This window comes from Pseudothauera nasutitermitis (genome assembly GCF_004801295.1).
Classification (GTDB): Bacteria; Pseudomonadota; Gammaproteobacteria; order Burkholderiales; family Rhodocyclaceae; genus Pseudothauera; species Pseudothauera nasutitermitis.
In genome coordinates, this window is sequence record NZ_SSOC01000007.1 from 13499 (window position 1) to 39737 (window position 26239).

General features: G+C 70.3%; 19 protein-coding genes and 1 pseudogene. 13 read left to right on the top strand and 7 right to left on the bottom strand.

Annotated elements, in window-relative coordinates; all coding sequences use genetic code 11:
• Window positions 1-2: 2 nt before the first annotated feature.
• The 4 genes from E6C76_RS18300 to E6C76_RS18315 all read right to left on the bottom strand — a co-directional run bounded on the left by E6C76_RS18300 (window position 3) and on the right by E6C76_RS18315 (window position 8223).
• Window positions 3-1931, bottom strand: a complete 1929-nt coding sequence (locus E6C76_RS18300; RefSeq protein ID WP_136349702.1) for an AsmA family protein — start codon at window positions 1929-1931, stop codon at window positions 3-5.
• 66 nt (window positions 1932-1997) lie between these two features.
• Complete coding sequence (gene tldD / locus E6C76_RS18305; RefSeq protein ID WP_136349703.1) at window positions 1998-3443, bottom strand: metalloprotease TldD; 1446 nt, start codon at window positions 3441-3443, stop codon at window positions 1998-2000.
• Window positions 3444-3512: 69 nt separating this feature from the next.
• Entirely contained in the window at window positions 3513-4331 is an 819-nt protein-coding gene (locus E6C76_RS18310; protein WP_136349704.1) for a carbon-nitrogen hydrolase family protein, read from the bottom strand.
• A 22-nt stretch (window positions 4332-4353) separates the two neighbouring features.
• Entirely contained in the window at window positions 4354-8223 is a 3870-nt protein-coding gene (locus E6C76_RS18315) for a YhdP family protein (RefSeq protein WP_136349705.1), read from the bottom strand.
• Between the two features lie 167 nt (window positions 8224-8390).
• Between E6C76_RS18315 and glnE the strand changes: the two genes are divergently transcribed.
• The 7 genes from glnE to E6C76_RS18350 all read left to right on the top strand — a co-directional run bounded on the left by glnE (window position 8391) and on the right by E6C76_RS18350 (window position 15390).
• The gene (glnE, locus tag E6C76_RS18320) at window positions 8391-11075 is read left to right on the top strand and encodes a bifunctional [glutamate--ammonia ligase]-adenylyl-L-tyrosine phosphorylase/[glutamate--ammonia-ligase] adenylyltransferase (RefSeq protein WP_136349706.1); all 2685 of its coding nucleotides are present in this window, start codon (window positions 8391-8393) and stop codon (window positions 11073-11075) included.
• 109 nt (window positions 11076-11184) lie between these two features.
• Window positions 11185-11637 carry a thiosulfate oxidation carrier protein SoxY gene (locus tag E6C76_RS18325; protein WP_136349853.1) on the top strand — a complete coding sequence of 151 codons (453 nt, stop codon included), beginning with the start codon at window positions 11185-11187 and terminating at the stop codon, window positions 11635-11637.
• A 14-nt stretch (window positions 11638-11651) separates the two neighbouring features.
• Entirely contained in the window at window positions 11652-11963 is a 312-nt protein-coding gene (soxZ, locus tag E6C76_RS18330) for a thiosulfate oxidation carrier complex protein SoxZ (RefSeq protein ID WP_136349707.1), read from the top strand.
• Window positions 11964-12047: 84 nt separating this feature from the next.
• Entirely contained in the window at window positions 12048-13559 is a 1512-nt protein-coding gene (locus E6C76_RS18335) for a CYTH and CHAD domain-containing protein (RefSeq protein WP_136349708.1), read from the top strand.
• A 72-nt stretch (window positions 13560-13631) separates the two neighbouring features.
• Complete coding sequence (locus E6C76_RS18340) at window positions 13632-14084, top strand: SixA phosphatase family protein (protein ID WP_136349709.1); 453 nt, start codon at window positions 13632-13634, stop codon at window positions 14082-14084.
• Between the two features lie 156 nt (window positions 14085-14240).
• Window positions 14241-15179, top strand: coding sequence for a hypothetical protein (locus tag E6C76_RS18345; protein ID WP_136349710.1), 939 nt, complete (start codon window positions 14241-14243; stop codon window positions 15177-15179).
• A 16-nt stretch (window positions 15180-15195) separates the two neighbouring features.
• Window positions 15196-15390, top strand: a complete 195-nt coding sequence (locus tag E6C76_RS18350) for a hypothetical protein (protein ID WP_136349711.1) — start codon at window positions 15196-15198, stop codon at window positions 15388-15390.
• A 19-nt stretch (window positions 15391-15409) separates the two neighbouring features.
• Here E6C76_RS18350 and mnmA read toward each other — a convergent pair whose 3' ends face one another.
• Genes mnmA through E6C76_RS18365 form a run of 3 tightly spaced genes read right to left on the bottom strand, consistent with a single transcriptional unit; the run spans window position 15410 to window position 17662 of the window.
• On the bottom strand, window positions 15410-16507 hold the full coding sequence (gene mnmA / locus E6C76_RS18355) for a tRNA 2-thiouridine(34) synthase MnmA (RefSeq protein ID WP_136349854.1): 1098 nt from the start codon (window positions 16505-16507) through the stop codon (window positions 15410-15412).
• A gap of 31 nt (window positions 16508-16538) precedes the next feature.
• Window positions 16539-17207 carry a hypothetical protein gene (locus tag E6C76_RS18360; RefSeq protein ID WP_136349712.1) on the bottom strand — a complete coding sequence of 223 codons (669 nt, stop codon included), beginning with the start codon at window positions 17205-17207 and terminating at the stop codon, window positions 16539-16541.
• A complete protein-coding gene (locus E6C76_RS18365) occupies window positions 17204-17662 on the bottom strand; it encodes an NUDIX hydrolase (RefSeq protein WP_136349713.1) in 459 nt (152 codons plus the stop codon). Before E6C76_RS18365 ends, E6C76_RS18360 begins: the two co-directional genes overlap by 4 nt.
• Window positions 17663-17931: 269 nt before the next feature.
• Between E6C76_RS18365 and E6C76_RS18370 the strand changes: the two genes are divergently transcribed.
• The 6 genes and pseudogenes from E6C76_RS18370 to E6C76_RS18395 all read left to right on the top strand — a co-directional run bounded on the left by E6C76_RS18370 (window position 17932) and on the right by E6C76_RS18395 (window position 26230).
• Window positions 17932-19464, top strand: coding sequence for a TolC family protein (locus E6C76_RS18370; protein ID WP_211090285.1), 1533 nt, complete (start codon window positions 17932-17934; stop codon window positions 19462-19464).
• Between the two features lie 19 nt (window positions 19465-19483).
• Window positions 19484-20479 carry an HlyD family secretion protein gene (locus E6C76_RS18375; protein ID WP_136349714.1) on the top strand — a complete coding sequence of 332 codons (996 nt, stop codon included), beginning with the start codon at window positions 19484-19486 and terminating at the stop codon, window positions 20477-20479.
• Entirely contained in the window at window positions 20469-21647 is a 1179-nt protein-coding gene (locus tag E6C76_RS18380; RefSeq protein ID WP_211090286.1) for an ABC transporter permease, read from the top strand. Before E6C76_RS18375 ends, E6C76_RS18380 begins: the two co-directional genes overlap by 11 nt.
• Window position 21648: 1 nt before the next feature.
• Complete coding sequence (locus E6C76_RS18385; protein WP_211090287.1) at window positions 21649-22797, top strand: ABC transporter permease; 1149 nt, start codon at window positions 21649-21651, stop codon at window positions 22795-22797.
• 154 nt (window positions 22798-22951) lie between these two features.
• Window positions 22952-25131 (top strand): annotated as a pseudogene (locus E6C76_RS18390) (copper-transporting P-type ATPase).
• A 178-nt stretch (window positions 25132-25309) separates the two neighbouring features.
• Window positions 25310-26230 (top strand): branched-chain amino acid transaminase, encoded by a 921-nt coding sequence (locus E6C76_RS18395; RefSeq protein WP_136349715.1) that lies wholly within the window; start codon window positions 25310-25312, stop codon window positions 26228-26230.
• Window positions 26231-26239: the final 9 nt, after the last annotated feature.

Sequence of the window (26239 nt, forward strand, 5' to 3'; positions counted from 1 at the left end):
GTTCAGCGCAGCAGGCCGCGCAGGCGGCGGTTGAGTTCTTCCTTCAGAGCGTCTTCGGGACGCGCATCGGCGCCGGATTCACCGCCGCCCAGGCGCTCGTTGAGGCGTTCACTCAGGGCGCGCCGCGCGGCCTCGCCGGCCACCTCCGACCACAGCACCTGCGTGGCCGGCGAGGCCAGCGGGCCGCTGATGCGCACCGGCACGGTCAGTCCGCGCAGCTGGTCCAGCCCCGCGCCGCCCTGCCCCTCGGCACTGGCCACCACGCTGGCGCGCAGGGTGTAATCGATGCGTTCCTGGCCGATGTCGATGGCCCCCGCGCCCCCCACGCGCAGCAACGGGCTCAGCAGCGCCAGGTCGTCGTTGCGTGCCACCCCGCCGGCGATGCGGAAACTGGCGTCGAGCGCGCTGAAATCGGTCTGTTCGACGCTGCGGAACTGGTGAGACTGGTCGCGCCGCGCGCTCAGCAGGGCCTGGCCGTCGCGCAGGATCTGGCCGATGTTGACGCCCTTCACCGCGCCATCGCGCAGGGCGAGCGCGGCATTTCCGGCCAGGGCACGCTTCAGCTCGCCGACGCTGCGGCCGCGGGTGTCCAGTTCCAGCTGCAGGCGGCCGCGCCCTTCGAGCACGTCCTGGTCGGCCAGATCGCGCAGCAGCGGGCCGATCTGGATGTCGGTATAGGTCTGCCGGGTACGTACGCGGCTGGCCTCGCCATCGATGCGCAGTTCGCCTTCCACCCGGCCGCCATAGCCGTTCGCCGAGAACGGTGCGAGTGTGAGCGTGCGCCCGTCGCCCTGGATGGCGGCGCTGAGCATGCTCAGGCGCAGGCCGGCGGCCTGCAGTTCGCCTACTTCGAGGCGCCCTGCCAGCGGCTGGCCGGCGGCGAAGGACAGATCGACCGGCGGATCGGCGGCATCGCGGCCTTGCGGAGCACCCGGGGCGCCTTCGCCGCTCGCGTTTTCACTTGCCGGACGGGCGGCCGCGGAAACCTGCGTGCCGGCGGCGTAGCGGTCCACATCCAGACGATCGAGTTTCAGTTCGAAACGCAAGGGCTGGCCGCCGGCCGCCTGGAAGCCGCCTTCCAGGCGGCTGCCGTCCAGCGTGCCGTTGAATGCGCCGCGCGTGGCGCTGGCGGCGCTGTCGTGGGCCAATTCCCCTCGTAGTGCGAGCACGACGGGCGCGGCGCCCGCCGGCTGTAGGTTCAGGTCGACCGCCAGACCGTCCAGCGCAATCCGGCCGCCCTGCACCCCCAGATCGCCGCGCAGCGCCAGGGTGCCACGCAGTGCGGGGCGCGTGAGGGCGAAGGCGCTATCCAGGGTCAGCGGCGCGGCCACGCCGGGGGCCAGACGGCCGAGTTTCAGGTCCAGCGCGCCGATCTCGCCCTGTAAGCCTGCCTGCGCATCATCCGCGAGAATGCGCGCGCCGCTGAGTTCGATGCCCTGGATGTCGAAGACCGGTTCCCGCCCGCCCCCCTGGTTTCCAGCCCGTTCGCCGGCGGGCTTGTCCGCGGGCTCCTGCGAGGAACCTGCGCCCGCCGCAGCGCCCAACAGATCGTCGAAATTGCTACGCCCGTCGGCCGTGCGGCGGTAATGCAGCACAGGCTGAATCAGGCGCGCGCGCTCGACCTCCACCGCGCCGCGCAGCAGCGGCAGCACGCGCACGGCCAGTTCCACTTCCTCAATGGCGGCGAACGGCGTGCGGCCATCCGGGTCGCTCAGATGCAGGCCGCCGGCGGTCAGCGCCAGGCGCGGGAACAGGGCGAGGCCCAGATCGCCTTCGATACGCAGTTCGCGGCCGGACTGCTCGCGCACCATGCGCACCAGTTCGTCCTTGTGCCGGTTGGCATCGAAGGTGGCGAGCAGATAGGCGGCCACGCCGCCCACCAGCAACACCACGACGAGCACGGCCAGCAGGCCGATGCGGATTGCCTTCATTCTTCCCTCCCTCGCGCCGCCGTGGGCGCCCGGGCGGGCGGCGCCGAACAGAGCCCCTCTCCGCTCTCAGGCCGTGCCGCCCACCGTCAGGCCGTCGATGCGCAGGGTGGGCTGGCCCACGCCCACCGGCACGCTCTGGCCGTCCTTGCCGCAGGTACCCACGCCGGGGTCGAGCGCCATGTCGTTGCCGATCATCGACACGCGGGTCAGCGCGTCCGGACCGTTGCCGATCAGTGTGGCGCCCTTGACCGGGCGGGTGACCTTGCCGTTTTCGATCAGATAGGCCTCGGCGGTGGAGAACACGAACTTGCCGGAGGTGATGTCCACCTGCCCGCCGCCGAAGTTCGCCGCGTACAGCCCCTTCTTCACCGATTTGATGATTTCCGCCGGATCACGCTCGCCGTTGAGCATGTAGGTGTTGGTCATGCGTGGCATCGGCAGGTGGGCGTAGGATTCGCGCCGGCCGTTGCCGGTGGGCGCCATGCCCATCAGGCGGGCGTTGATCTGGTCCTGCATGTAGCCGGTGAGGATGCCGTCCTCGATCAGCACGGTGCGCTGGGTGGGATGGCCTTCGTCGTCGATGGTCAGCGAGCCGCGCCGGTCCGGCAGCGTGCCGTCATCCACCACGGTGACGCCCTTGGCGGCGACCTGCTGGCCGATGCGCCCGGAAAACGCCGAACTGCCCTTGCGGTTGAAATCGCCTTCCAGCCCGTGGCCGATGGCCTCGTGCAGCAGGATGCCGGGCCAGCCGGGGCCGAGCACCACGCTCATGGTGCCGGCCGGCGCGGGCGCGGCGTCGAGGTTGGTGCGCGCCTGATGCACGGCGGCGCGCGCGTAGTCGCGCAGCAGTTCATCGGAAAAATGGCCGTAGTCGAAGCGCCCGCCGCCGCCGGCGCTGCCCTGCTCGCGGCGGCCGCCGTCTTCCAGGATCACGGTGATCGACACACGCACCAGCGGGCGCACGTCGGCGGCCAGATGGCCGTCGCTGCGCGCCACCAGCACCACTTCCCAGGAGCCGGCCAGGTGCGCCATGACCTGCGCGACGCGCGGGTCCTCGGCGCGCGCCAGGCCCTCCAGGCGTTCGAGCAGCTTGACCTTGGCGGTGTCTTCCAGCGAATCGAGCGGATCGTCGTCGCGGTACAGGCGGCGCGGGGAGCGCGCGGCGGCCACGGCCACCTTGCGGCGCGCGCCGGCCGCGGCGATCGCGCGGGTGGCGGTGGCGGCGTCGAGCAGCGCGTTCAGCGAGATGTCGTCGGAGTAGGCGAAGGCGGTCTTTTCGCCGCTCACCGCGCGCACGCCCACGCCCTGCTCGATGTCGAAGCTGCCGGACTTGACGATGCCCTCTTCCAGGCTCCAGGCCTCGCCGCGGTGGTACTGGAAGTACAGGTCGGCATGGTCGATGTCGTGGCGCATCAGCTTGCGGAAGACCTTCTCCAGACTGGCGGAATCCAGCTCATAGGGCTTCAGCAGATAACGGTCGGCGACTTTCAGCGCATTCTGGGTCTTGCTCATGAAAAATCCTGTCGGGTGTCCGGCGGGTTGGACCCCGCGCGGGCGGAAAGGGTCAATCGAGACGGCGCCTCACAGGCGGCGGTGGCGCAGCGCGGGCAGGCTTTCGCGCACCGCGGCGATGCGTTCGGGATCGAGTTCGGCCACCACCACGCCGGGGCCCTCTGCGCGGCAGGCCAGCACCTCGCCCCAGGGGTCGGCGATCAGACTGTGCCCCCAGGTCACCCGGCCGCCGGGGTGGCGGCCGCCCTGCGCGGGGGCCAGCACGTAGCACTGGTTTTCGATGGCGCGCGCACACAGCAGCACTTCCCAGTGCGCGCGGCCGGTGGTGTGGGTGAACGCGGCGGGCAGGACGATCAGATCCACCTCGCCCATGGCGCGGAAAAGCTCGGGGAAGCGCAGGTCGTAGCACACCGACAGGCCAGTGCGCCCGGCGGGCGAGTCGAACACCACCACGTCGCCGCCGCGCTCGATGGTGGCGGCTTCGTCGTAGCGCTCCTCGCCCTTGCGGAAGCCGAACAGGTGGATCTTGTCGTAGCGCGCGATGCGCTCGCCGCGCTCGTCATACACCAGCGTGGCATTGCGCACCTTACCGTCGTCGTCCGCCACCAGCGGAATGGTGCCGCCCACCAGGCAGATGCCGTGGCGCCGCGCGCACGCGCGCAGGAAGTCCTGCAGCGGCCCTTCGCCATCGCGCTCGCGGATGCGCACCTTGGCGGTTTCGTCGGGAGAGATCAGCGGAAAGTATTCGGGCAGCGCGACCAGGCGCGCGCCCTGGGTGGCGGCCTCGGCGATCAGTTCGCCGGCGATGCGCAGGTTTTCCGCCACGTCCGGGCCGGAGACGGTCTGCACGGCGGCAATGCGCACCGGGGCGGAAATCGGTGAGGTCATCGGCGGGGAGGTTTCCTTGAAGTCATTCGATGGGGGTTGTTGCGCGCGCCTCGCGTCCGGTGAGTTTCTCGACCTTCGGCTCGCTCCACGGGCCGCTGACCGCGTAATCGAAGGCCAGCAGCTTCTCGATCGGATCGCTGAGCGCCTTCTGGGCGATGTAGGTCACCACCCCGGCCACCGGGTTGATCAGCCCCGCCGCCGCGCCGATGGCGATCGATTCGCTCAGCGTGGGCTGCACGGTGACCCGCAGATCCTGACTCTCAGCCTGCAGATCGACGCTGCCGCGCAGGGCGATGCGCGCCGCCGGCCCGCGGATCAGCAGGTCTTCGGTACGCATCACGCCCGCATCCACGGCGATGCTACCCGAAACCCGGTCGAAGGCGAATCCTTCAGAGAATACGTCGCGGAAATCCAGGTTGATGCGGCGCGGCAGCGATTGCAGGCTGAGCACGCCGAGCAGGCGGCCGACGCCCGGCTCGAGCTTGTTGAACTGGCCGCTTTCCGCCTCCAATTTCATCTCGCCGGACAGCGAGGGGTAATCCACCGTGAGCGGATGGCCGCGCCAGTCGAGCTTGCCTTCGAGCCGCGCGCGGCCGTCGCGCACCGCGTCGGGATAGCCCAGGCGGCGCAGCAGGCGACCGACGTTGTCCGCTTCCAGGTTGAAATCCATCCGGGTGACCGGACGCAGCCCCGGACGCCAGGCGCCCTGGCCGCTCAGACGTCCGTCGGCATTGCGCACGCCGAGCGTTTCCAGCAACCACTCTCCACTGCGGTTGACCGCCTTGACTTCCAGCTCGCCGAAATCCCGTTCGCCAAAGGTGAACGCATCGACCAGCAGATCGACCGCCGGCAGGCGGCGGGGGCCTTCCTCGGCGGCGGAGGCATCCTCCACCCGCGCCGACGCTTCCGCCTCGGCCGGGCTCAGATGCAGACGCGCGAGCCGGGCACGCAGGGCGCCGGCCCCGGCGCCCAGCCAATCGAACTGCCCGGCGGCCTCGCGGCTTTCCAGCGTGCCCTGCCAGTCGGCTGCGTGCGCGCTGGCGCGCAGTTCCAGATCATGCAGGGTCCGGCCAAAGGCCAACAGGCGCCCCGTGCTCAGATTCACGCCGGCCAGCGGCAAGCCGCCCCCCGCCGACTCCCCTTCGCCCAATGCGCGGCGCCAGGCATCGACATCCAGTTCGTCCAGGCGCGCATCCACCTGCACCCCGCCAGCCACCGGACGCGCCGGGCGGAACACCCCCAGCCCGCCACGCTCGACCGCCCAGCCCAGCGGCGTGGACTGGCGTTCCAGCATCAGCGCGAGGCGCTCGCCCAGCGAGGCGGTGACGCGCTGGCGCTGGCCGCCGGCCAGCGAGTCGACCTCCACCTGGAGCGGCCAGCGCTCCGTCGCGGATTTGTTCAGCGGTGCGGGCAGACTGGCGGACAGCCCGACCAGTTCGGACTGCACATGCACCCGCGTACCGTCCTTGCGCAACTGGATGTCGGTCTGCCAGGGGGTGACGCCGGACACGTGCTCCAGCACCGGCCAGCCCAGTTCCTGGCGCAGCGCGGCGGCATTCAGCATACCGCTGGCGGAGAACCCGACCACGCCGTCGGCGCCGGTGCGCGCGCTGAGGGTCAGCGGTTCGCCGAGCAGGCGCGCGCGCGCCTCGGGAATGGCCAGGGTATCGCCGGTGAAGCGCAGCTGCCCGCTGGCGGATTCCAGCGGGGGCAGGCCGTCCACCACCCAAAGGCGGTTGTCGGCGAAGCGGAAGCTGCCTGCTACCGTGGTGTTGATGGCCTTGCGCAGCGGCATCACCAGGGTCAGGTCGAGATCGCCGTTGCCCTCGGCGCGCATGGCGTCGGTGAACCGGTCGATGCGCCCGGCCACCGGGCTGTTGGCGACGAAGCGCAGGAAATCGGCGGTGGGACCCGCCGCGTGCCCGCGGATGGTCATGGTCTCCTCGCCATGGGCTTCCAGATCGGGCAGATCGGCGCTCACCCCGGATAGGTGCACGCCGTAGATGCTGCCGCGCTCGGCGGTGATGCGCATCGAGGCGCCTTCGAAGCGCAGTTCGCCGTCGATGCCCTCGATGGACGGCCAGCCCTCGGCATAGTCCAGGCGCGCGCCGGCCACCTTGGCGGTCACCAGGAACTGCCCACCCACCCCGTCGCGGAACGGAAACCTGGCCAGATCGCCATGCAGGCGCAGGCGCGCTTCCGGCGCGCTGCCGCCGACGATGCCGTGGCGCAGCCAGGTGCGCGTGTCCTGGTTGACCACCAGCGGCATGTAGCGCCACACCGCCGGGCCGTCGGCGCGCGTCAGACGCGCGTTCAGGTCGATCTCCCCCGGCCCGCCGGCCGCCGGCCAGTAGCGCCCGGAGGCGCTGCCGGCCGCATCCGGATTCTCGAACACGGCGGAATCCAGTTCCAGTGTGAATCGCCCGTTGCGCCGCGTCCAGCCGCCTTCCGCGCGCAACATGGAAAAACTCAGGCGCGGTTCGGGAAACACCTTGGGCAGATCGAGCCAGGCATCGCTGCCGGCGATGCGGTAGCGCCCGCCGCGCTCGTCGCCATCCACCTCGCCGGACAGGCCGCCCAGACCGGGCAGCACGCCCTGCGCCGCCAGCCCGATGCCGTCGAAACGGCCTCGCAGGCTCCAGCGCTCTGGCGCCGCCACATCTCCCTGCCAGCCCACGTGCACCCCGTTCGCCATGCCGCGCGGGTCGAAGGCGGCCAGCCGCGCGCGGGTACTGTCGTCGAGCGGCAGATGCGCCGCCAGGCGCGCCAGCGCGGCGAAATCGAGCTGGCTGGCCTGGAACTCCCCGCCCTCGCCGTCCGCCGCGCCGGCGTCGCGCAGCGTCAGATCGAGATCGACCGGCGCGAGCGCCACGCCGTCGCCGGTCTGCAGGCCCAGTTCGCGTGCCTGCAACGCCAGCGTGCCCAGGCCCCGGCGGACATCCAGACGGCCGCGCAGGCTGGCCAGATCGAGTACCGGCAGTTCGGGCGCCAGGCGCGTGCTCACCCCGTCGAGCGCCAGATTCACCGCCAGGCTGTTGCGCTCCGCGCCCTCCAGGCCGATCCAGGCGCGCACCCCGCCGCTGCCGGAGAGCTCCACCGGATAATCCAGCCACGGGCGCCAGGCGCCCAGTTCGGCGTGGTCGAGGGCCAGGTACAGCTCGCCCCGCCAGTCCGCCGGATCCTCGCCGCCCGCGGCCGCCAGGCGGCCGCGCAGATCCAGGCGCGAGGCCAGGCCGGCGGGCGGCTCGGCGGTGAGGCCGAAGCGGTGGCGCCCGACGCGCCGTTCGAGGCGGAAGGACACCCGTTCCAGGCGCAGTTCGGGCGCGCCGCGCAACTCGTCGGTCCACCCCAGCACGGCGTCGCGGATGAGGATTTCACGCTGTGCCAGCAGCCAGTCGAGCGCGCCGCCGTCGCTGTCGCCGGCCCCCGGGTCGACCTCCAGGCCGGCGACGAAGAAGCGCCCCTGCGCGTCGCGGCGGATCGCCAGTTCGGGGGAGAACAGTTCGAGACGGTGGAAATACGGCCCCAGACGCAGCAGCGAAGACCAGGCCAGCACCGCATCCACGCGTTCGAAGCGCAGCGCGGCGCTGCCGTCCGCCTCGCTGATCTGCAGCCCGCCGATGTGCAGGCGCGGGCGCAGCCCGGACCAGTCCGCGCTCAGTTCATCGATGCGCACCGGCAGGCCGATGGCCGCGCCCAGCGCCGCCTCGATGCGCGGCCGGTACTCCGCCACGCGGGGCACGGCGACCTCGCGCACGAACAGGAACAGCCCGCCGGCGATGAAATACAGCAGCACCGCCAGACGCAGCGCGAAGCGCCCGAGCCTCCGCGCATCGCGCACGGGCGAGGCGGCCGGCGCGGCGGTCGGAGGCGGTACGGGCGAATCGCTCATCGATGGCGGAAAGAGATGGATGGCAGGGCGGACAAACCGGGCGAAAGGCCGTGGCAGGGCCCGGGCCCGGCCAGCTTGGCTACAATCATCGTCGCGTCCGCTGTGCGCCGGCAATCTCAAAATGCAACGGGCGACGGATTCTAACAATCTTGGAGCACCCGCCACCCATGTCCAGCGAGCTTTCCGACCTGCCCGACGACCTCCGCGAAGCCGCCACGCTGTCGCGCTTCCTGCGCCGCATGCTGGCCTGCCGCCCGTGGCTCGGCGAACGCCTGGCCGCCACGCTGGATCGTCCGGCGGACGCTGCCGCCATGCAGGCCTTCCTGGACGAACGCGAACCCGGCGCGGACACCCTCAAGGCCGCACTGCGCGACCTGCGCACCTGGGTGATCTGCCACATCATGACGCGCGACCTGAACGGCCGCGCGGATCTCGCCGAAGTCACCGAAAGCATGACGGTGCTGGCCGAGGTCGCCGTGCGCAGCGCGCACGACGTGCTGCGCGAGAACCTGGTGCGGCGCTACGGCCTGCCGCTGTCACCCACCGGCTGGGAGCAGGAACTGCTGGTGATCGGCATGGGCAAGCTGGGCGGGCGCGAACTCAACGTGTCCTCCGACATCGACCTGATCTTCGTCTACCCGGAAGACGGCGACACCGGCGGCGAAAAGGTCATCAGCAACTTCGAGTTCTTCGAGAGGCTCGGCAAGCAGCTCATCCAGGCGCTCGCCGAGGTCACCGAGCACGGCCAGGTGTTCCGCGTGGACATGCGCCTGCGCCCCAACGGCGATTCCGGCCCGCTGGTGGCCAGCTTCGACATGCTGGAGAACTACTTCATCACCCAGGGCCGCGAGTGGGAACGCTACGCCTGGATCAAGGCGCGCGTGCTCAACGGCGAACGCTGGCGCGAACTGGAGAACATCGCCCGCCCCTTCGTGTTCCGCAAGTACCTGGATTTCGGCGCGATCAACGCCATGCGCGACCTGCACGCGCAGATCCGCCGCGAGGTGGCACGGCGCGACCGCGCGCACAACATCAAGCTGGGGCCGGGCGGCATCCGCGAGATCGAATTCATCGCCCAGGTGTTCCAGTTGATCCGCGGCGGACGCGACAGCGGCCTGCAGGTGCGCCCCACCCTGCGGGTGCTCGCCGGCCTGGCCGAACGCGGCCTGCTGGCGCCCGCCTCGGTCGAGGCGTTGACCGCGGCCTATGTCTTCCTGCGCCGCCTGGAGCACCGCCTGCAATACCTCGACGACGCGCAGACCCACGACCTGCCGGAAAACCCCGAAGACCGCGCGCTGATCGCCCGGTCCATGGGCCACGCCGACTGGGACGCGCTGCTCGCCGAACTGGACGGCCACCGCGCCGTGGTCGGCCGGCACTTCGACGAAGTGTTCGGCGACCCCAGCGAGGAAGGCCACCGCCTGGACGACGTGTGGGCCTGCGCCGGCGACGCCGAACGCTGCACCCCGGATCTCGCCGAACTGGGCTACCGCCACCCGCGCGCCGCCGCCGAGCGCCTCGCCGCCATCCACGCCGGCCCGCGCTACCGCCAGCTGCCCGACCACATCCGCAGCAGGCTCGACGCGCTGATGCCACGCGTGGTGGAAACCGCCGCGCGCTGCAAGGGCCCGGACGAAACCCTGGCGCGCTGCCTGGACCTGATGGAAGCGATCAGCCGGCGCGGCGCCTACCTGGCCCTGCTGCAGCAGTATCCCCAGGCCCTGCGGCGGGTCGCCGACCTGATGGGTGCCTCGCGCTGGGCCGCGCAGTTCCTCACCCGCCACCCCATCCTGCTCGACGAACTGCTCGACGACCGCAATCTGGAAACCGCCCCGGACTTCGCTGCCTTCCGCGCGCAGTTGGCCGAACAGCTCGACGCCGTCGAACCGGACATGGAGCGCCAGATGGACCTGATGCGCGAACAGCACCACGCCCGCGTGTTCCAGCTGCTCACTCAGGACATCGCCGGCCTGCTCACCGTGGAAAAGCTCGCCGACCACCTCTCCGAGCTGGCCGACACCCTGCTCGCCCTGACCCTGCCGGTGGTCTGGCGCAAGATCAAGATCCGCCACCGCGACGACCCGCGCTTCGCGGTGATCAGCTACGGCAAGCTGGGCGGCAAGGAACTGGGCTACGCCTCCGACCTCGACATCGTCTACCTCTACGACGACGATGCGCCGGAAGCCGCCGAGGTGTACTCGCGCCTCGCCCAGCGCACCAACAGCTGGCTGTCCAGCCAGACCGCCGCCGGCATCCTGTTCGAAACCGACCTGCGCCTGCGCCCCAACGGCGACGCCGGGCTGATCGCCTGCTCGCTCGAGGCCTTCCGCAAGTACCAGCTCGAATCCGCCTGGGTGTGGGAGCACCAGGCCCTCACCCGCGCGCGCTTCTCCGCCGGCGACCCGGCGCTCGGCGCGGCCTTCGAGCGCATCCGCGAGGAAGTCCTGCGCCTGCCGCGTGACCTCGCCGAACTGCGCCGCGAAGTGCTCGCCATGCGCAGGAAGATGCGCGACGCGCACGCCGGCAAGAGCGAGCTGTTCGACCTCAAGCATGACGAGGGCGGTCTGATCGACGTGGAATTCCTCGTGCAGTACCTCGTGCTCGGCCACGCCCACGCGCACCCGCGCCTCACCGGCAACCTCGGCAACATCGCCCTGCTGCGCATCGCCGCGGAACTCGGGCTGATTCCCGCCGGCCTGGCCGCCGCCTGCGGCGACAGCTACCGTCTGTTCCGCCGCCTGCAGCACCGCCAGCGCCTCAACGACCAGCCCTCGCGCGTCGATCCCGACGAAGCCGAGGCCGCCCGCGCGCCCGTGCGCACGCTCTGGGCCCAGGTATTCGGCACCGATTGAACCAAGCGCGCGCCGATATAACCAAGGATTCAAAGGACAACACCCCCGGGCCCTTCCGGCCCGGGACCGAACCCCGGACAATACCGTCATCAACCCGAACCGGAATCCCATGAACCGACGACGTTTCCTCCACCACTGCGCCGCCCTCGGCGCCCTGCTGGCCGGCGGCCTGCCGCTCGCCGCGCGGGCCGCCGGCCTTGCCGCGCGCCCGCCGTTCGAGGCCAAGACCCTGGCCGCCGCCCTGCAGGCACTCGGCGCCAGCGAAACCCGCAGCAGCGCCGACCTGCTCCTCGAAGCGCCGGACGTCGCCGAGAACGGCGCCAGCGTGCCGCTCGACATCACCAGCAAGCTGCCCGACACCCGGCGCATCTCCGTGCTGGTGGATGACAACCCGCAGCCGCTGGCCATGCAGCTGGAGTTCTCCCCCGGCGTGCAGGCGCGCTTCCACGGGCGCGTCAAGCTCAACCGCAGTTCCACGGTGCGCGTGCTGGCGGAAGCCGGCGACGCCAAGTATCTCGTCTCGCGCCCGGTCCAGGTCACCATCGGCGGCTGCGGCGTCTGAGGAGGAAACCACTGATGAGCAACGAAATCCGCATCCGCGCCATGGTGCGCAACGGCGCCGGCGAGATCCGCGTACTGATGCCCCACCCGATGGAATCCGGCCTGCGCCGTGGTCCCTCCGGCGATCTGATCCCCGCCCACTACATCCGCGATCTGCTCGTCGAGCACAACGGCAAGGTGATCGTGCGCGGCCAGCTCGGCCCCGCCGTGTCGCCCAACCCGCTGTTCGCCTTCTATCTCGACAGCGCCAAGGCCGGCGACCGCGTCAAGGTCAGCTGGACCGACAACCAGGGTCAGCAAGCCAGCCAGGAGGCCGCTTTCGGCTGAATGCCCGGAGCATTGCCCGCTGTAATGTGACATGTAATATTTCCGAGCATGACGCGCGGGCAGCGGACGGCTAGAATCGGCTGCATGAGCGAGGAAATTGAACTCAAGCTGAGTCTGCCGCCCAGGGCCCTCGCGGCCCTGCGCCGCCACCCCCTGGTCGCCGGTGCCGAGAAGCTCGGCAACGCGGTCACCCTGGACAACACCTACCACGACACCGCCGACCTCGCCCTCAAGGCGCGCAAGGTCGCCGTGCGCATCCGCCGCCGTGGGCGGGTCCTGCTGCAGACCGTCAAATGCGCCGCACAGTCGGCCGGCGGCCTGTCCAGCCGGCCCGAGTGGGAACAGCCCTACCGCGACGCCTTCGATTTCTCCCAGGTCGACGACCCCGCCACCGCCAAGCTGCTCGCCCGCCACGCTGCCACCCTGGTGCCGGTGTTCAACACCCGTTTCCGCCGCGAGACCCGCCTGCACCGTGCCGCCAACGGCGCCGAAATCCTGCTGATGATCGATCGCGGCGAAGTCATCGCCGGCGATCGCCGCGCGCCGATCTGCGAACTGGAACTCGAACTGCAGTCCGGCCGCGCCACCGACCTGCTCGAACTGGCCTGCGAACTGGCGCGCGGCGTGCCGCTGATGCCCAACGACATGTCCAAGGCCGAGCGCGGATACCGCCTGTTCCTCGACCAGCATGCCCGCCCGGCACGCGCGGAAGCCTCAACGATCAACGCGCGCATGGACCCGGTGGAAGCCTTCCGCACGCTGGCCTTCTCCGCCCTGCGCCAATGGCAGGCCAATACCCACGGCGCGGCCGGGCACAACGACGACGCCCCCGAGTTCATCCACCAGCTGCGCATCGCCACCCGCCGCCTGCGCTCCTTGCTGCGCCTGTTCGAACCGGCCCTGCCGGCCGGCTTCACCGACACCTGGGGCGAGCGCCTGCGCGAAACCGCCGAGCGCTTCGGCAGCGCACGCGACCTCGACGTGCTGAACACCGAACTGCTCGACCCGCTGGTGCCCGACTGGCTCACCGAGGGCGACGCCCTGCCCCGCCTGCTGGAAGTGGCGCGCGCCGCGCGCGCCGAAGCCCGCCAGGCCGCCGTGCGCGGCCTGGACGCCGCCGGTCAGGGACGGCTGATGCTCGAATTCACCCTGGCGCTGCACTGCCTGCCGACCAATCCGCTGATCGATTCCGCCGATCTGGTCACCTTCTCCCGCCTGCGCCTGAGCCGCCTGCGCAAGCGTGCGCGGCGCCGCTTCGAAGCTTCCGACAGCCTCATCCCGGCACGCCTGCACGCCCTGCGCATCGCCCTCAAGCAACTGCGCTACGGCGTCGAATTCTTCGCCCCGCTGCTGCCCGCCAAATCCACCGCGCGCTACCTGGACACGCTGGTGCGCGCGCAGGACACCCTGGGCTTCCTCAACGACGTAGACGTGGCGCGCGGCCGCCTGGACAACTGGGCGGAGGAAGACGAAAGCCTGCGCCCGGCCACCGCCTTCGTGGCCGGCTGGCACGGCCCGCGCTATGCCCGCCTGCGCCGGCGCACGTTGCAGGAAGTCCGCCCGCTGCTGTGGGGCCGCGCGCCCTGGCGGACCTGAGTGGCTGCGGGCGCTTCATCGCCATGTAATATCGCGCGCCCAGACTATGCGCCCTGCCAAACGGAGGAATGCATGGATCTGTTGTTGTGGCGTCACGCCGAAGCCATCGAAGGCATGCCCGATCTCGCCCGCGAACTGACCGAGCGCGGCCGCAAACAGGCCCGCGCGGTGGCGCAATGGCTGCACGCGCACCAACCGAAACGCCTGCGCGTGCTGAGCAGCCCCGCCGTGCGCACGCGGCAGACCGCGAAGGCCTTCACCGACAACTTCGAAGTGGCCAACGGACTGGGCCCGGACGGCAACGTCGCCGACCTGCTCGCCGCCACCGGCTGGCCCGATGCCGGCGGTTCGGTGCTGGTGGTCGGCCATCAGCCCGCGCTCGGCCACCTGGCCTCCCTGCTGCTGGCCGGCACCGAGGCCGACTGGACCATCAAGAAAGGCGCGCTGTGGTGGTTCACCAATCGCGTGCGCGATGGTGAAACGCAGACCGTGCTGCGCGCGGTGATCCCCGCCGATTTCGCCTGAACACGCCCCGGCCACGGGCACTTCCACCCCCATCCGCTGGTCTACGTCGGCGTCGGGCACGCACCCCGGCCCCACGGGCTCGACATTGCACTGCACAAACGGGGCTTTATTAGCCTACACTTGCCCAACATGAAGGCAAGGAAGACGCTCTCAGCAATGGAAACGCCCATCGCCAATGGCACCGTCCGCGACATCGACGGGGTTCAGCGCGTGTATTACGACGGCTACTGGATCAAGACCTACGACCCCCCGGCCGACACCCTGCAGGCCAAGAAAGCCTTGATCGGCGCGCTCACGCGCCGGCTGTTCAACCACGTCGAGCACGGCATCAACATTCCCGGCCGGCGCGTGGGCGAAGCCCGCGCGGCCTTCGAAAGCGAAGTCGACCCGGCGCGCAAGCGCGTCATGGGCGCGATGCTGGCCGGCGCCTTGTTCAACCGCGCCACCGACATCTTCACCAAGCTGGTCGAACTGCAGGAACAGGGCGTGGAGATCGACCAGGACAACGCCCTGATGCGCGAATGCGGCGACTGCCTGCAGGAAGCACTCACCCTGGGCAAACTGGTGCTGCACCGCAGCGGCGACGAAGGCATCGACGAACTGTGGGGCGAACCGTTCCGCGCGTTCTCGATTCCGGTCGAGTCCTTCTACGAGAGCCGCTACATCAAGATCGCCCAGACCCTGCGCGACATCGACCGCATCGCCGCGGTGATGATCTCGGTGTTCAGCGGCTGCCCCTTGTTCGACGACATCGCGGAACACATCCGCCACTTCGCCACGGCGGCCAAGATCAAGTGCGAGACGCTGCGCACCGACCACGCCATCTTCGCGGTCTGGGCGGATTTCGTGGTCGCTTCCGAAACCCTCGGTGCCTGTGCGCCGCGCATCACCCCGACCTCGCCGAAGGAAGCCCTGCAGTTCGCCAGTGAAGGACAGCGGCTGCTGTGCGAAGGCCGCGACCTGGTCACCTACATCACCCGCGCGCGGGTGCCGATGCCCAAGAGCACGCGCGAGTTCATCGCGCGCTGCGAGGCCTTCGGCGCCCTGTGCCGCGACCATCTCCACGGCACGCCCGCCGCGCTGCCGCTACCCTGAACGATCCACCGCGCCGATGAAACGCACCGACCTCGAAAAGCTCAAGGGCCTGAAGATCAACAACCGCATGAAAGGCGCCCCGTCGCCTTCGCGCTTCGGCGCGGCCTCCGGCGGCGGGCAGGCCGCCGCCAAGGTCAATCCGCTGGTCGCCAGGCTGCTCGGCCAGCACGCCGCCGAAACGGCCGCCGAGGACGACAAGCCGCAGGACTGAGGCGCACGGCGCGGCGGGCTCAGACGATGATGCCGCCGCCCAGACAGACCCGGGATTCGTACACCGCCACACTCTGCCCGGGGGTCAGCGCCCACTGCGGCTCGGCGAAGACGATCTCCGCGCGTTCGGCGTCGACGCGCTCGATCTGGCAGGGCATGTCCGGCGTGCGGTAGCGCGGCTTGGCGGTATACACCCAGTGGGTACGCGGCGTGCGCCCGGCGACCCAGTTGAGGTCGGCCGCCTCCAGGCGCTCGCGGCGCAGCGCGGGGTGGTCGTGCCCCTGCACCACGTAGAGCACGTTGGCCTTCACGTCCTTCTTCGCCACGTACCAGGCCTCGTGCTCGCCGGCTTCGTCCTGGTTGCCCTTGATGCCGCCGATCAGCAGGCCCTTGCGCTGGCCGATGGTGTGGTACATCAGCCCCTGGTGTTCGCCGAGCACACGGCCGTCGTCGAGCGCGCGGATCTCGCCCGGCTGGGTGGGCAGATAGCGCATCAGGAATTCGCGGAAGGGACGCTCGCCGATGAAGCAGATACCGGTGGAATCCTTCTTGGCAGCGACGTGCAGGCCGGCCCGTTCGGCGATCGCGCGCACCTCGCGCTTGTACAGCGCGCCGAGCGGGAACAGCGTGCGGGACAGCTGTTCCTGGTTGAGCCGGTAGAGGAAGTAGCTCTGGTCCTTGGTGCCGTCCTCGGCCTTCAGCAGTTGATATTCGCTGCGCCCGTCGTTGGTCCATTTACGCACCTGGGCGTAGTGTCCGGTGGCGATGCGCTCCGCGCCCAGTTGCATGGCATGGTCGAGGAAGCAGCGGAACTTGATCTCGGAATTGCACAGCACGTCCGGGTTGGGCGTGCGACCGGCCTCGTATTCGCGCAGGAAGTCGGCGAACACGCGCTCCTTGTATTCCTTGCTGAAATTCACCACTTCCAGGTCGATGCCGATGACGTCGCACACCGAGGCGACGTCCACCAGATCCTGCCGGGTGGAACAGTATTCGGAATCGTCATCGTCCTCCCAGTTCTTCATGAACAGGCCGGTGACCTGGTAGCCCTGCTGCTTGAGCAGCAATGCGGTCACGGACGAATCGACGCCGCCGGACATGCCGACGACCACCTTCATGCCCTGCCCATCGGCGGCAGGCTTCACAGATTCACTGGACATTCGGTCCTTCTCCATTCAACCAGTCCTGCAGCGGCAGCACCACGGCCGGTTCGCCGTTGTCGACGAACCAGCTGTCCACCACGAAGCGCGCGCCGGGGTTGCCGGGCGGCGGCGCAGGCGGGCGCGGGATGTCGTCGAGCACTTCGGCACAATCGCAAGCCGCCAGCAGCAGGCCGACATGGTCGGGCACCGCGACCGGCTCCGCAAGGGGCGCGACGGGCTCGATCTCCTCGATCACCGCGGAGAAGTGCTGCAGGATGAAGCGGGTGCGGCGGGCAGGCTCCAGCACCCGGTGAAAGCGCAGGCTGCCCCGCGTCTCCAGCATGCGCAGCAATGCGGTGGTGGAGGTGGAATGGTCGATGCAGTCCATGCGTCCCTCCACGCCGGCGTCCAGCAGGTTGCCGGCGCGATCCGCCCCCACCGGGGTCTGCTCGCCGGCCAGGCGATACAGGCCGCCGAGCACCACGGCCAGCGCGGCGCGCTCTTCCTCCGCACGCTCTGCCGCGCGCAGGCCGTCCACCAGCGCCTCGAGCCGCGCCGGGGCGAAGCGCACCTCGGCACGCTGCACACAGCCATAGTTGTAGCAGACCTCGACCACCGGCGCGGCCTGGGCGCTGCCCAGCACCGCCAGCGCGAAAATCGGTATCGCCCGCTTCATGCCGCGTCGTAGTGGCGGATGAGGTCCAGCGCATGGCGGCGTCCCGCCAGCCAGTCGTCCACGCACTGCATCACCAGCGGGCTGCGGTGGCGGTCGGCGCAGGCCTGCATTTCTTCCGGGGTGAGCCACACCGCGCGCACGATCCCGGCATCCAGCGTACGGCCGCTTTCCTCGCCCGCCACCCGGCCGCCGAAGGCAAAGCGCAGGTAGGTCAGATCGCCCTGCGGGCGCGGCCATTGGTAGACCCCGACCAGACAGTCCGGCATGAAGTGGTGGGCGGTTTCCTCCAGCGTTTCGCGCACGCTGGCGGCGAGCAGCGATTCGCCCTCCTCCAGATGGCCTGCGGGCTGGTTGAAGCGCAGCCCCTCCGCAGTCTCCTCCTCCACCAGCAGGAAGCGGCCATCGCGTTCGATGACCGCGGCCACGGTGACGTTGGGTTTCCAGTTGCGCTGCATCTTGGCGGCTCGGCAAAAACCGGGATTCTACCGCCCCGGCCGGCGCACCGTCCCATCCGGTCCACCGGCGCCCGCAGGACCTTCCCGCGGCCCGCATGATCCCGGGGTATTGTTGACGGTCCCGGGCCACACCGCCATGCTGCTGTCGTAAACGTGTGACAGCCCGGCGCGGGAGTGCCGGTCCGGCGCATGCATGCATCGAACCGAAGTGGTCTGGAGCCGTGAGAAATCGTGAATCAACGCTTGAAGGGCGCAGGATGCATGCCCCGGTGAGCAGCAGGGCGAATGCGGCGGCCGCGCCGCACCGCGCGGGCGCCCATATGCGGTACCGGGCGCTGGTGTGGGCGCTGGCCGCCAGCGCATGCGCCCCTACCGCCTGGGCGCACGAGGCCGCCGAAGCGGCCCCGCCTTACACCGCGCCCGCCGCAACAGACGCTGCACGCGCACCGGCCCCCATCCCCCCCACACCGGTCACCTTCGAACAGGCGCGCGACTGGCTCTACGCCCGCTCCGACCAGTTGGCGGCGGCCAACGAAGCGATCGAAAGCGCCCGCCTGCGCCGCGAGGGCATGCAAAGGCTGGGCGGCCCCTCGGTGGCGTTCACCGGGCTGGGCTATGCCTATTCGACCAACGTCGATCTGGACCTGGACCCGGCGCGCCGGGCCTTGGGAGGCGCGGTGGGCCAGTTGCCGACGCAGGTCGGCGGTGCGGTCGGGCAGTTGCCCAGCCTGCCCAACTCGTACAACCTGCAGCGCAAGGACGAAAATGCCACGGCCAGCCTGTCGGTCGTCTGGCCGCTCTACGTGGGCGGCTTTTCCGACGCGGTGCGCGGCGAACTCGACGCGCTGACCGACGAGGCGCTGGCCGACGCCGCCGGCAATCGGCACGCGCTGGCCTCGCTGCTGGTGCAGCGCTACTTCGGTGCGCAACTGGCCGAGCGCGCCGCGCAATTGCACGAGCGCGCGCTGGACGCGGTGCGCGAACACGATGCCGCCGCGCAGGGCCTGCTCGACGCGGGCATGATTTCCCAGGTGGAGCGGCTGCAGGCGCAGGCGGCGCTGGCCGACGCGCGGCATCAGGCCCGCCAGGCACGCGACGCCGCCGAACTGGCCGCCACCGCACTGGCCCGCAGCCTGAAGGCCCACGACGGCGTGCAACCGGCCTCGCCGCTGTTCGTACACAGCCGGCCGCTGCCACCGCTGGCGCAGTTCATCGAGGCCGCGCAGCGCCAGCACCCGGGGCTGGACAAGGTGCAGGCCAAGAAGCGCCAGGCCGAATTCCTGCACGAGGCCCAGGAGGCCCTGCGCAGGCCGCAGGTGCTGGCCTTCGGTTCGCACGAAGTGAACACGGTCGGCAAGCCCAACTGGGTGGCGGGCGTCGCCGTACGCTGGTCGCTGTGGGACAGCATCGACCGCAATACCCTGGCCCGTGCCTCGCTGCACAAGGTCGCGCAGGCCGAACGCAGCCACGACCAGGCGCTCAGCGACATCGCCCTGCTGGTCGAGAAGAACTGGCTGGACGTGGAACACGCCCGCGGCCAGTACCTGGCGCAGCAGACCCGGGAAGATCTGGCGCGTGAAGTGCTGCGCCTGCGCACGGCCGGCCTGCGCGAAGGCACCAGCACCACGCTGGAACTGATCGATGCCCAGCTCGATCTGGCCAGGGTCCAGACCCAACGTGCCGCCACGGCCAATCAATACGTGCAGGCGCTGGCCGCCCTGCTAGAAAGCACCGGCCAGTCCGAGCAGTTCCCCCAGTACCTGGCGCAGGCCGACATCCTGATCTCCCCCCGCGCACCCTGAATCCACTCTGAACCCGCCCATGAGCAGCAACCGATCCCGCACCGTCCCCATCGTCACGGCCCTCGCGGCGCTGGGCATCCTGGTCTTCGTCGCCTGGGGCTTCTGGCGCGCCGCGCAGCCCGCGCCAGCCTATTTCCAGGGCCAGATGGAAGCGCGCGAAACCGACGTCGCGCCCAAGGTCACCGCCCGTATCGCCCAGGTGCTGGTGGAAGAAGGCCAGCAGATCCGGGCCGGCGACCTGCTGGTCGAAATGGACAGCCCCGAAGTCGAAGCCAAACTGGCCCAGGCCCAGGCGGCGCAGGCCGCCGCGCAGGCAGTGGCCGACAAGGCCAACAAGGGCGCCCGCCCGGAGGAAATCCAGATGGCGCGGCTGAACTGGCAGCGCGCGCAAACCGCCGCCGAACTGGCCGAAATTTCCTACCGGCGCGTCGACAACCTGTTCGCCCAAGGGCTGGTGGCCGAGCAGAAACGCGACGAGGCGCGCGCCAACCACCGCGCGGCGCGCGACCAGGCTGCTGCGGCCAGGGCGCAGTACGAACTGGCGCTGGCCGGCGCGCGCGAGGAAGACCGCGCCGCCGCCGAGGCCCAGGCCCGCCAGGTCGAGGGGGTGATCGCCGAGGTGGAGGCCGCACGTGTCGAAACCCGCCTGCGCAGCCCCGTGGGCGGCGAAGTGGCGCAGGTGCTGGCCCGGGTCGGCGAGCTCTCGCCCCAGGGCGTGGCGGTGGTCACCGTGGTGGATCTGAACGACCAGTGGGTGGTGCTGCACGTGCGCGAGGAGCATCTGGGCCGTTTCGCCAAGGGCAGCCGCTTCACCGGACGCCTGCCGGCCCTGGAGCGGCACGAGGCCACCTTCGAAGTGTATTACCTCGGCGTGCTGCCGGACTTCGCCACCTGGCGCGCCACCCGGGCCGGACAGGGCTTCGATGCGCGCACCTTCGAAGTGCGCGCCCGTCCGCTCGAACCCATCGAAGGCGCACGCCCCGGCATGAGCGTGGTGGTCGGGGATGGCATCTGAGGCGGCGCTGGCCAGCCTGCGGCGCGAATGGCGCCTGCTGCGCGCCCGCCCCTGGGATCTGGCGATGGTCTTCTGGGTGCCGGCGCTGGCCGTGCTGCTGATGTGCTGGATCTTCGCCGCCGGGCTGCCCCAGCGCCTGCCCGTCGCCGTGTGGGACGAAGACCACACCAGCCTGTCGCGCGAGTTGACCCGCATGCTGGACGCCGCGCCCGGCCTGTCCGTCGCGCAGCCGGTACTCAACGGCGCCGAGGCGCAATGGGCGCTGCAGTCCATGGCGGTCTACGGCGTGGTGCACATCCCGCACAGCACCACGCGCGACGTCAAGCAGGGCAAGGCCGGGCAGGTCACGCTGCTGCACAACGCGCAACTGGCCACCCACTCCAGCCTGATCCAGCGCGACGTGCGCCAGGTCGTCGCCACCCTGTCGGCCGGCATCGAAATGCGCGCCCGCGCCCGGCGCGGCGACCCGCAGCAGGTGCTGCAGGTGCGCATGGAGCCGATCAAGACCAATCTGATCGCGCTGTTCAACATTTCCACCAACTATGAACAGTTCCTCGCCGCGGCGCTGGTCCCGGCGATACTGCACATCCTGGCGATGACCGCGGGGGCCTGGTCGGTAGGACGGGAATTGCGCGACCGCAGCCTGGGCGCCTGGCTGCGCGGCGGCGACTGGAGCCAGACGCTGGCCGCGCTGGCCGGCAAGCTGGCCCTGCCCTGGCTGTCGATGAGCGCAATCGGCCTCGCCGCCCTGCTGTTCCTGACCCTGGCGCGCGGCTGGCACGTGGCCGGCAGCCTGGCCTGGGTGGGCGTCGCGCTCGCCGCGCTGGTGGCCGTCAGCCTGGCTGCCGGCGCCCTGCTCGCCGCCGCCACGCTGTCGCTGCGCACCGCGCTGTCCGGCGCGGGCCTGCTGTCAGCGCCGGCCTTCGCCTTCAGCGGCGTGGGCTTTCCGCTGCTGGCCATGTCGGATTCCGCCCGCGGCTGGGCCGTCTCCATGCCCTACACCCACTATGCCCGCCTGCAGATCGAACAACTGCAGGCCGGCGCCCCCATCGCCCAGAGCCTGCCGGTGGTGGCGGGCATGACCCTGGCCACCCTGATCCTGCTCGCCCTGGCCGCCTGGGGCCTGCGCCGTGCGCTGGCGCGGCCGGACAAATGGGGCGGACGCTGAAATGCAAACGCCCCCAATGGCCCGCCAGGCCGACCCCCCTTCCGGCTTCCTGGCCGCCTGGCTGCAGACCCTGAACGCACTGCTGCGGGACAAGGGCGTGGTCCTGCTGCTGGTGGGCGCACCGGTGCTGTACGGCTTCTTCTACCCCTGGTTCTACGGCCAGGAAGTGGTGCAGCGCGTGCCGGTGGCCGTGGTGGCGCAGGACAACAGCAGCCTGGCGCGGCAGATGGCGCGTTTCGCCGACGCCAGCCCGCGCATCGCGGTGGTGCTGGTCACCGGCGACGAAGCGCAGGCCCGGCAGGCCCTGCTGCGCGGGGACATCTACGGCTATGCGCTACTGCACCGCGGCCTCAAGCGCAGCGTGGTGCGCACCGAGGAGGTGGTCATCCCGGTCTATGCGCACGGCGGCTATCCGCTGGTCAGCAAGCAGGTGCAGTACGGCTTCGCGGAAGCCTTCGGCACCGTCTCGGCCGGCGTGGAACTGCGCCGCCTGCAGGCCGGCGGGCAGAGCGCCCTGCAGGCGGAAGCCAGCCGCTCGCCGCTGAACCTGCAGATGGAGGCCCTGTTCAACCCCACCGAGGGCTACGGCAGCTTCGTCGTGGCCGCCGTGGCGCTGCTGATCCTGCAGCAGACGCTGCTGATGGGCGGCGCCCTGCTGGTCGGCACCTGGCGCGAACAGGGCCTGGCGCACGCCGGCACCACGACATGGACCGCGCGCCTGCTGGCGCTGTGCGTGCCGGGCTGGGTCTCGGGGCTGTACTACTTCGGCTGGGTCTTCGTCTGGCACGGCTACCCCAGCGGCGGCAATCCGCTGGGCGCGCTCGCCCTGCTGGCGGTGTTCGTCCCCGCCGTGGCCGGCTGCGCGGCGCTGCTCGGCTGGTGGTTTGCCGAGCGCGAACGGGCCCTGCAGGTGGTGTTGTTCACCAGCCTGCCGCTGGCCTTCCTGGGCGGCTTCTCCTGGCCCGCCGAAGCGCTGCCCGCGCCGCTGGAATGGCTGCGCTGGCTGTCGCCCAGCACCGCGGCCATCCAGGCTTCGCTGCGCCTCAACCAGGTCGGCGCCCCCCTCGCCGCCGCCCTGCCGCAGCTTCTGACGCTGGCCTGCCTGGCGCTGGCGAGCTGGCTGGCCGTGCTGGCAGTCGCACGCCGGTAAGGCCGGCGCAGCCCCAGGTCCGACGTCCGGGGTCACGACGGTGACGGATTTGTAATGCAGCGGTCAGCGGTCGGCAAGCATGCGGGGCGTAGCCTGTGTGCAAAGCACTGCGCCTGTGCCTGTATTCGGCAACGGAAAAACAGGGAGAAGCGGCATGTCCCATGAGCCTGTGCATGGCACGCACTCCGGCCATGCCCATCATCACGACCATCGACCGGCCGTCGCAGTCGACCCCGGCGCGGAATACACCTGCCCGATGCACCCGGAGATTCGCCAGACCGGCCCGGGCACCTGCCCGAAATGCGGCATGGCGCTCGAACCGGTGATGCCAGGCGCTGCGGACGGGGACAATGCGGAACTTGCCGATTTTCGCCACCGGTTCTGGCGGACCCTGCCGCTCACCGTGCTCGTCACGGTGATTGCGATGTCCGGAGGGGTCTTCGATCCCTTGTTCGGTGCGGCCCGTCCATGGGTCGAACTGGCGCTGGCCACACCCGTCGTCCTCTGGTCGGGCCGGCCCTTCTTCGTGCGCTGTGCGCAGTCGATCCGTAACCGCAGCCCCAACATGTGGACGCTGATCGGCCTGGGCACCGGCGCGGCCTACACGTATAGCGTGATCGCCACCGTCGCCCCGGAAGTGTTTCCGGCCTCATTCCGGATGGGCGAACACGTCGCGGTGTACTTCGAGGCGGCGGCCGTCATCATCTCGCTGACGCTCCTCGGCCAGGTGATGGAGCTGAAGGCGCGCGCGCAAACCGGTGCGGCAATCAAGGCGCTGCTCGGCCTGGCCCCCAAGACCGCCCGCCGCATCCGCCCGGACGGCGGCGAGGAGGACATTCCGCTGACGCACGTGCATCCCGGCGACCGGCTGCGTATCCGCCCGGGCGAAAAAGTGCCGGTCGATGGCGTGGTCGCCGAAGGCGAGAGCGCGGTGGACGAGTCCATGCTGACCGGCGAGCCGATTCCGCTGACCAAGCGGGCCGGCGACAAGGTGATCGGCGCCACGCTCAACACCAGCGGCACCCTGGTCATGGTGGCGGAAAGGATCGGTACGCAGACGATGCTGTCCCAGATCGTCCAGATGGTCGCGCAGGCGCAGCGCTCGCGCGCGCCGATGCAGCGCCTGGCCGACGTCGTCGCCGGCTGGTTCGTCAGCGTCGTGGTCCTCGTCGCGATCGCCACCTTCCTTGGATGGGGGTTCTTCGGTCCCCAGCCGAGTTGGGCCTACGGCCTCATCAACGCGGTGGCGGTGCTGATCATCGCCTGCCCGTGCGCCCTCGGCCTGGCCACGCCGATGTCCGTGATGGTGGCCACGGGCAAAGCCGCCACCCATGGCGTTCTGTTCCGCGACGCGGCGGCCATCGAGGCGCTCCGCAAGGTCGACACGCTGATCGTCGACAAGACGGGCACCCTGACCGAAGGGCGCCCCGCCTTCCACGGCATCGTCGCGGCCCCCGCCTGGAGCGAATCCGAGGTGCTCCGCATCGCGGCCAGCCTCGACCAGGGGAGCGAACATCCGCTGGCCCATGCCATCGTCGCCGAGGCCCGCCGGCGCGGGCTCGCGCTCGGCAAGCCGGAGAGCTTCGAGTCCTCATCCGGGATCGGCGTGCGCGGCAGCGTGGACGGCCGCCGCGTGGCCCTGGGCAACACGGCGCTGATGGCGGACGAACAGGTGGCCTGGCAAACCCTCGCCGAACGCGCCGAGGCCTTGCGGCTCCAGGGAGCCAGCGTGATGTATCTGGCCGTCGACGGTGAGCCCGCCGGCCTGATCGCGGTCGCCGATCCGCTCAAGGCGTCCACGCCGGAAGCCCTCGAAGCACTGCGGGCAAGCGGGCTGCGGATCATCATGGCCACGGGCGACGGCCTGACCACGGCACGCGCGGTCGGTGCCCGCCTGGGCATAGACGAGGTCCATGGCGAAGTCAGACCTGCCGACAAGGACGATCTGGTCGGCAAGTTCCAGGCCGAAGGCCGCATCGTCGCCATGGCCGGCGACGGCATCAATGACGCCCCGGCGCTCGCGCGCTCGAATGTCGGCATCGCATGGGTACCGGAACCGATGTCGCGATGAGCAGCGCCCATCTGACCCTGGTCAAGGGCGATCTGCGCGGCATCGTGACCGCCCGCAACCTGTCCGTCGCCACGGTCGGGAACATGCGCCAGAACCTGTTGTTCGCCTTTCTCTACAACGCACTGGGGGTGCCCGTCGCGGCCGGGCTGCTCTACCCCGCCTTCGGCCTGCTGCTGTCACCGTTGATTGCGGCGCTCGCCATGAGCCTCAGCTCCGCCTCCGTGGTCGGCAACGCGCTGCGCCTCGGTCGGGCGAAGGTCTGAACGGGTCCGCCCCGCCCGCGGACAGTGGCGCTCGGGGCGGACGGTGTGACGGCCGGTTGCGCTCCGGCCGGGCTGCCGGGCGGCGGGTCCGGCACCCGGGCTTTGCGTTAGAATTGCGCGGTTGCATCCGCCTGCCGGCGGACGCCCGCACAACTACACACCGCTGGAGATCCACACCATGTCGATGGCAGACCGCGACGGCTTCATCTGGTACGACGGCAAGCTCGTGCCGTGGCGCGAAGCGAACACCCACGTGCTCACCCATTCGCTGCACTACGGCCTGGCCGTGTTCGAGGGCGTGCGCGCCTACAAGACGGACAACGGCACCGCCATCTACCGTCTGGCCGAGCACACCCAGCGGCTGATCAACTCCGCCAAGATCTACATGATGGACATTCCGTACAGCAAGGAAGTGCTGATGGAAGCGCAGAAGGAAGTGGTGCGCGCCAACAAGCTGGAATCGTGTTACCTGCGCCCGATCGCCTTCTACGGCTCCGAAAAGATGGGCATCTCCACGGTCGGCTCCACCGTGCACGTGGCCATCGCCGCCTGGCCGTGGGGCGCCTACCTGGGCGAGGAAGGCCTGGAAAAGGGCATCCGCGTGAAGACCTCGTCCTACACGCGCCACCACGTCAATTCCACCATGCCGCGCGCCAAGCTGGCCGGCACCTACCCCAACTCCATCCTGGCCAACCTGGAAGTCACCAAGCAGGGCTACGACGAGGCGCTGCTGCTCGACAACCAGGGTTTCGTCGCCGAGGGCGCGGGCGAGAACCTGTTCGTCATCAAGGACAACAAGATCTACGAACCCGAGATCGCCTCCGCGCTGACCGGCATCACCCGCGACTCGGTGATCCAGATCGCCCGTGAATTCGGCTACGAAGTGCAGGCCAAGCGCCTCACCCGCGACGACATCTACATCGCCGACGAAGCCTTCTTCACCGGCACCGCCGCCGAAGTCACGCCGATCCGCGAGCTCGACGACCGCGGCATCGGCGAAGGCCGGCGTGGCCCGCTCACCACCCGCATCCAGGCGCGCTTCTTCGACGTGGTCGGCGGCCGCGCGCCGGAATACCAGCACTGGCTGGCCTACGTCTGAACGGAGCCC

Bases quoted from the DNA above. Each gene is read 5' to 3' on its own strand.
- E6C76_RS18380 (WP_211090286.1), top strand. From the start codon at position 20,469: ATGGCATCTGAGGCGGCGCTGGCCAGCCTGCGGCGCGAATGGCGCCTG.
- glnE (WP_136349706.1), top strand. From the start codon at position 8,391: ATGTCCAGCGAGCTTTCCGACCTGCCCGACGACCTCCGCGAAGCCGCC.
- E6C76_RS18360 (WP_136349712.1), bottom strand. From the start codon at position 17,207: ATGAAGCGGGCGATACCGATTTTCGCGCTGGCGGTGCTGGGCAGCGCC.
- tldD (WP_136349703.1), bottom strand. From the start codon at position 3,443: ATGAGCAAGACCCAGAATGCGCTGAAAGTCGCCGACCGTTATCTGCTG.
- E6C76_RS18300 (WP_136349702.1), bottom strand. From the start codon at position 1,931: ATGAAGGCAATCCGCATCGGCCTGCTGGCCGTGCTCGTCGTGGTGTTG.
- E6C76_RS18385 (WP_211090287.1), top strand. From the start codon at position 21,649: ATGCAAACGCCCCCAATGGCCCGCCAGGCCGACCCCCCTTCCGGCTTC.
- E6C76_RS18345 (WP_136349710.1), top strand. From the start codon at position 14,241: ATGGAAACGCCCATCGCCAATGGCACCGTCCGCGACATCGACGGGGTT.
- E6C76_RS18395 (WP_136349715.1), top strand. From the start codon at position 25,310: ATGTCGATGGCAGACCGCGACGGCTTCATCTGGTACGACGGCAAGCTC.
- E6C76_RS18310 (WP_136349704.1), bottom strand. From the start codon at position 4,331: ATGACCTCACCGATTTCCGCCCCGGTGCGCATTGCCGCCGTGCAGACC.
- E6C76_RS18315 (WP_136349705.1), bottom strand. From the start codon at position 8,223: ATGAGCGATTCGCCCGTACCGCCTCCGACCGCCGCGCCGGCCGCCTCG.
- soxZ (WP_136349707.1), top strand. From the start codon at position 11,652: ATGAGCAACGAAATCCGCATCCGCGCCATGGTGCGCAACGGCGCCGGC.
- E6C76_RS18375 (WP_136349714.1), top strand. From the start codon at position 19,484: ATGAGCAGCAACCGATCCCGCACCGTCCCCATCGTCACGGCCCTCGCG.
- mnmA (WP_136349854.1), bottom strand. From the start codon at position 16,507: ATGAAGGTGGTCGTCGGCATGTCCGGCGGCGTCGATTCGTCCGTGACC.
- E6C76_RS18335 (WP_136349708.1), top strand. From the start codon at position 12,048: ATGAGCGAGGAAATTGAACTCAAGCTGAGTCTGCCGCCCAGGGCCCTC.
- E6C76_RS18365 (WP_136349713.1), bottom strand. From the start codon at position 17,662: ATGCAGCGCAACTGGAAACCCAACGTCACCGTGGCCGCGGTCATCGAA.
- E6C76_RS18350 (WP_136349711.1), top strand. From the start codon at position 15,196: ATGAAACGCACCGACCTCGAAAAGCTCAAGGGCCTGAAGATCAACAAC.
- E6C76_RS18325 (WP_136349853.1), top strand. From the start codon at position 11,185: ATGAACCGACGACGTTTCCTCCACCACTGCGCCGCCCTCGGCGCCCTG.
- E6C76_RS18340 (WP_136349709.1), top strand. From the start codon at position 13,632: ATGGATCTGTTGTTGTGGCGTCACGCCGAAGCCATCGAAGGCATGCCC.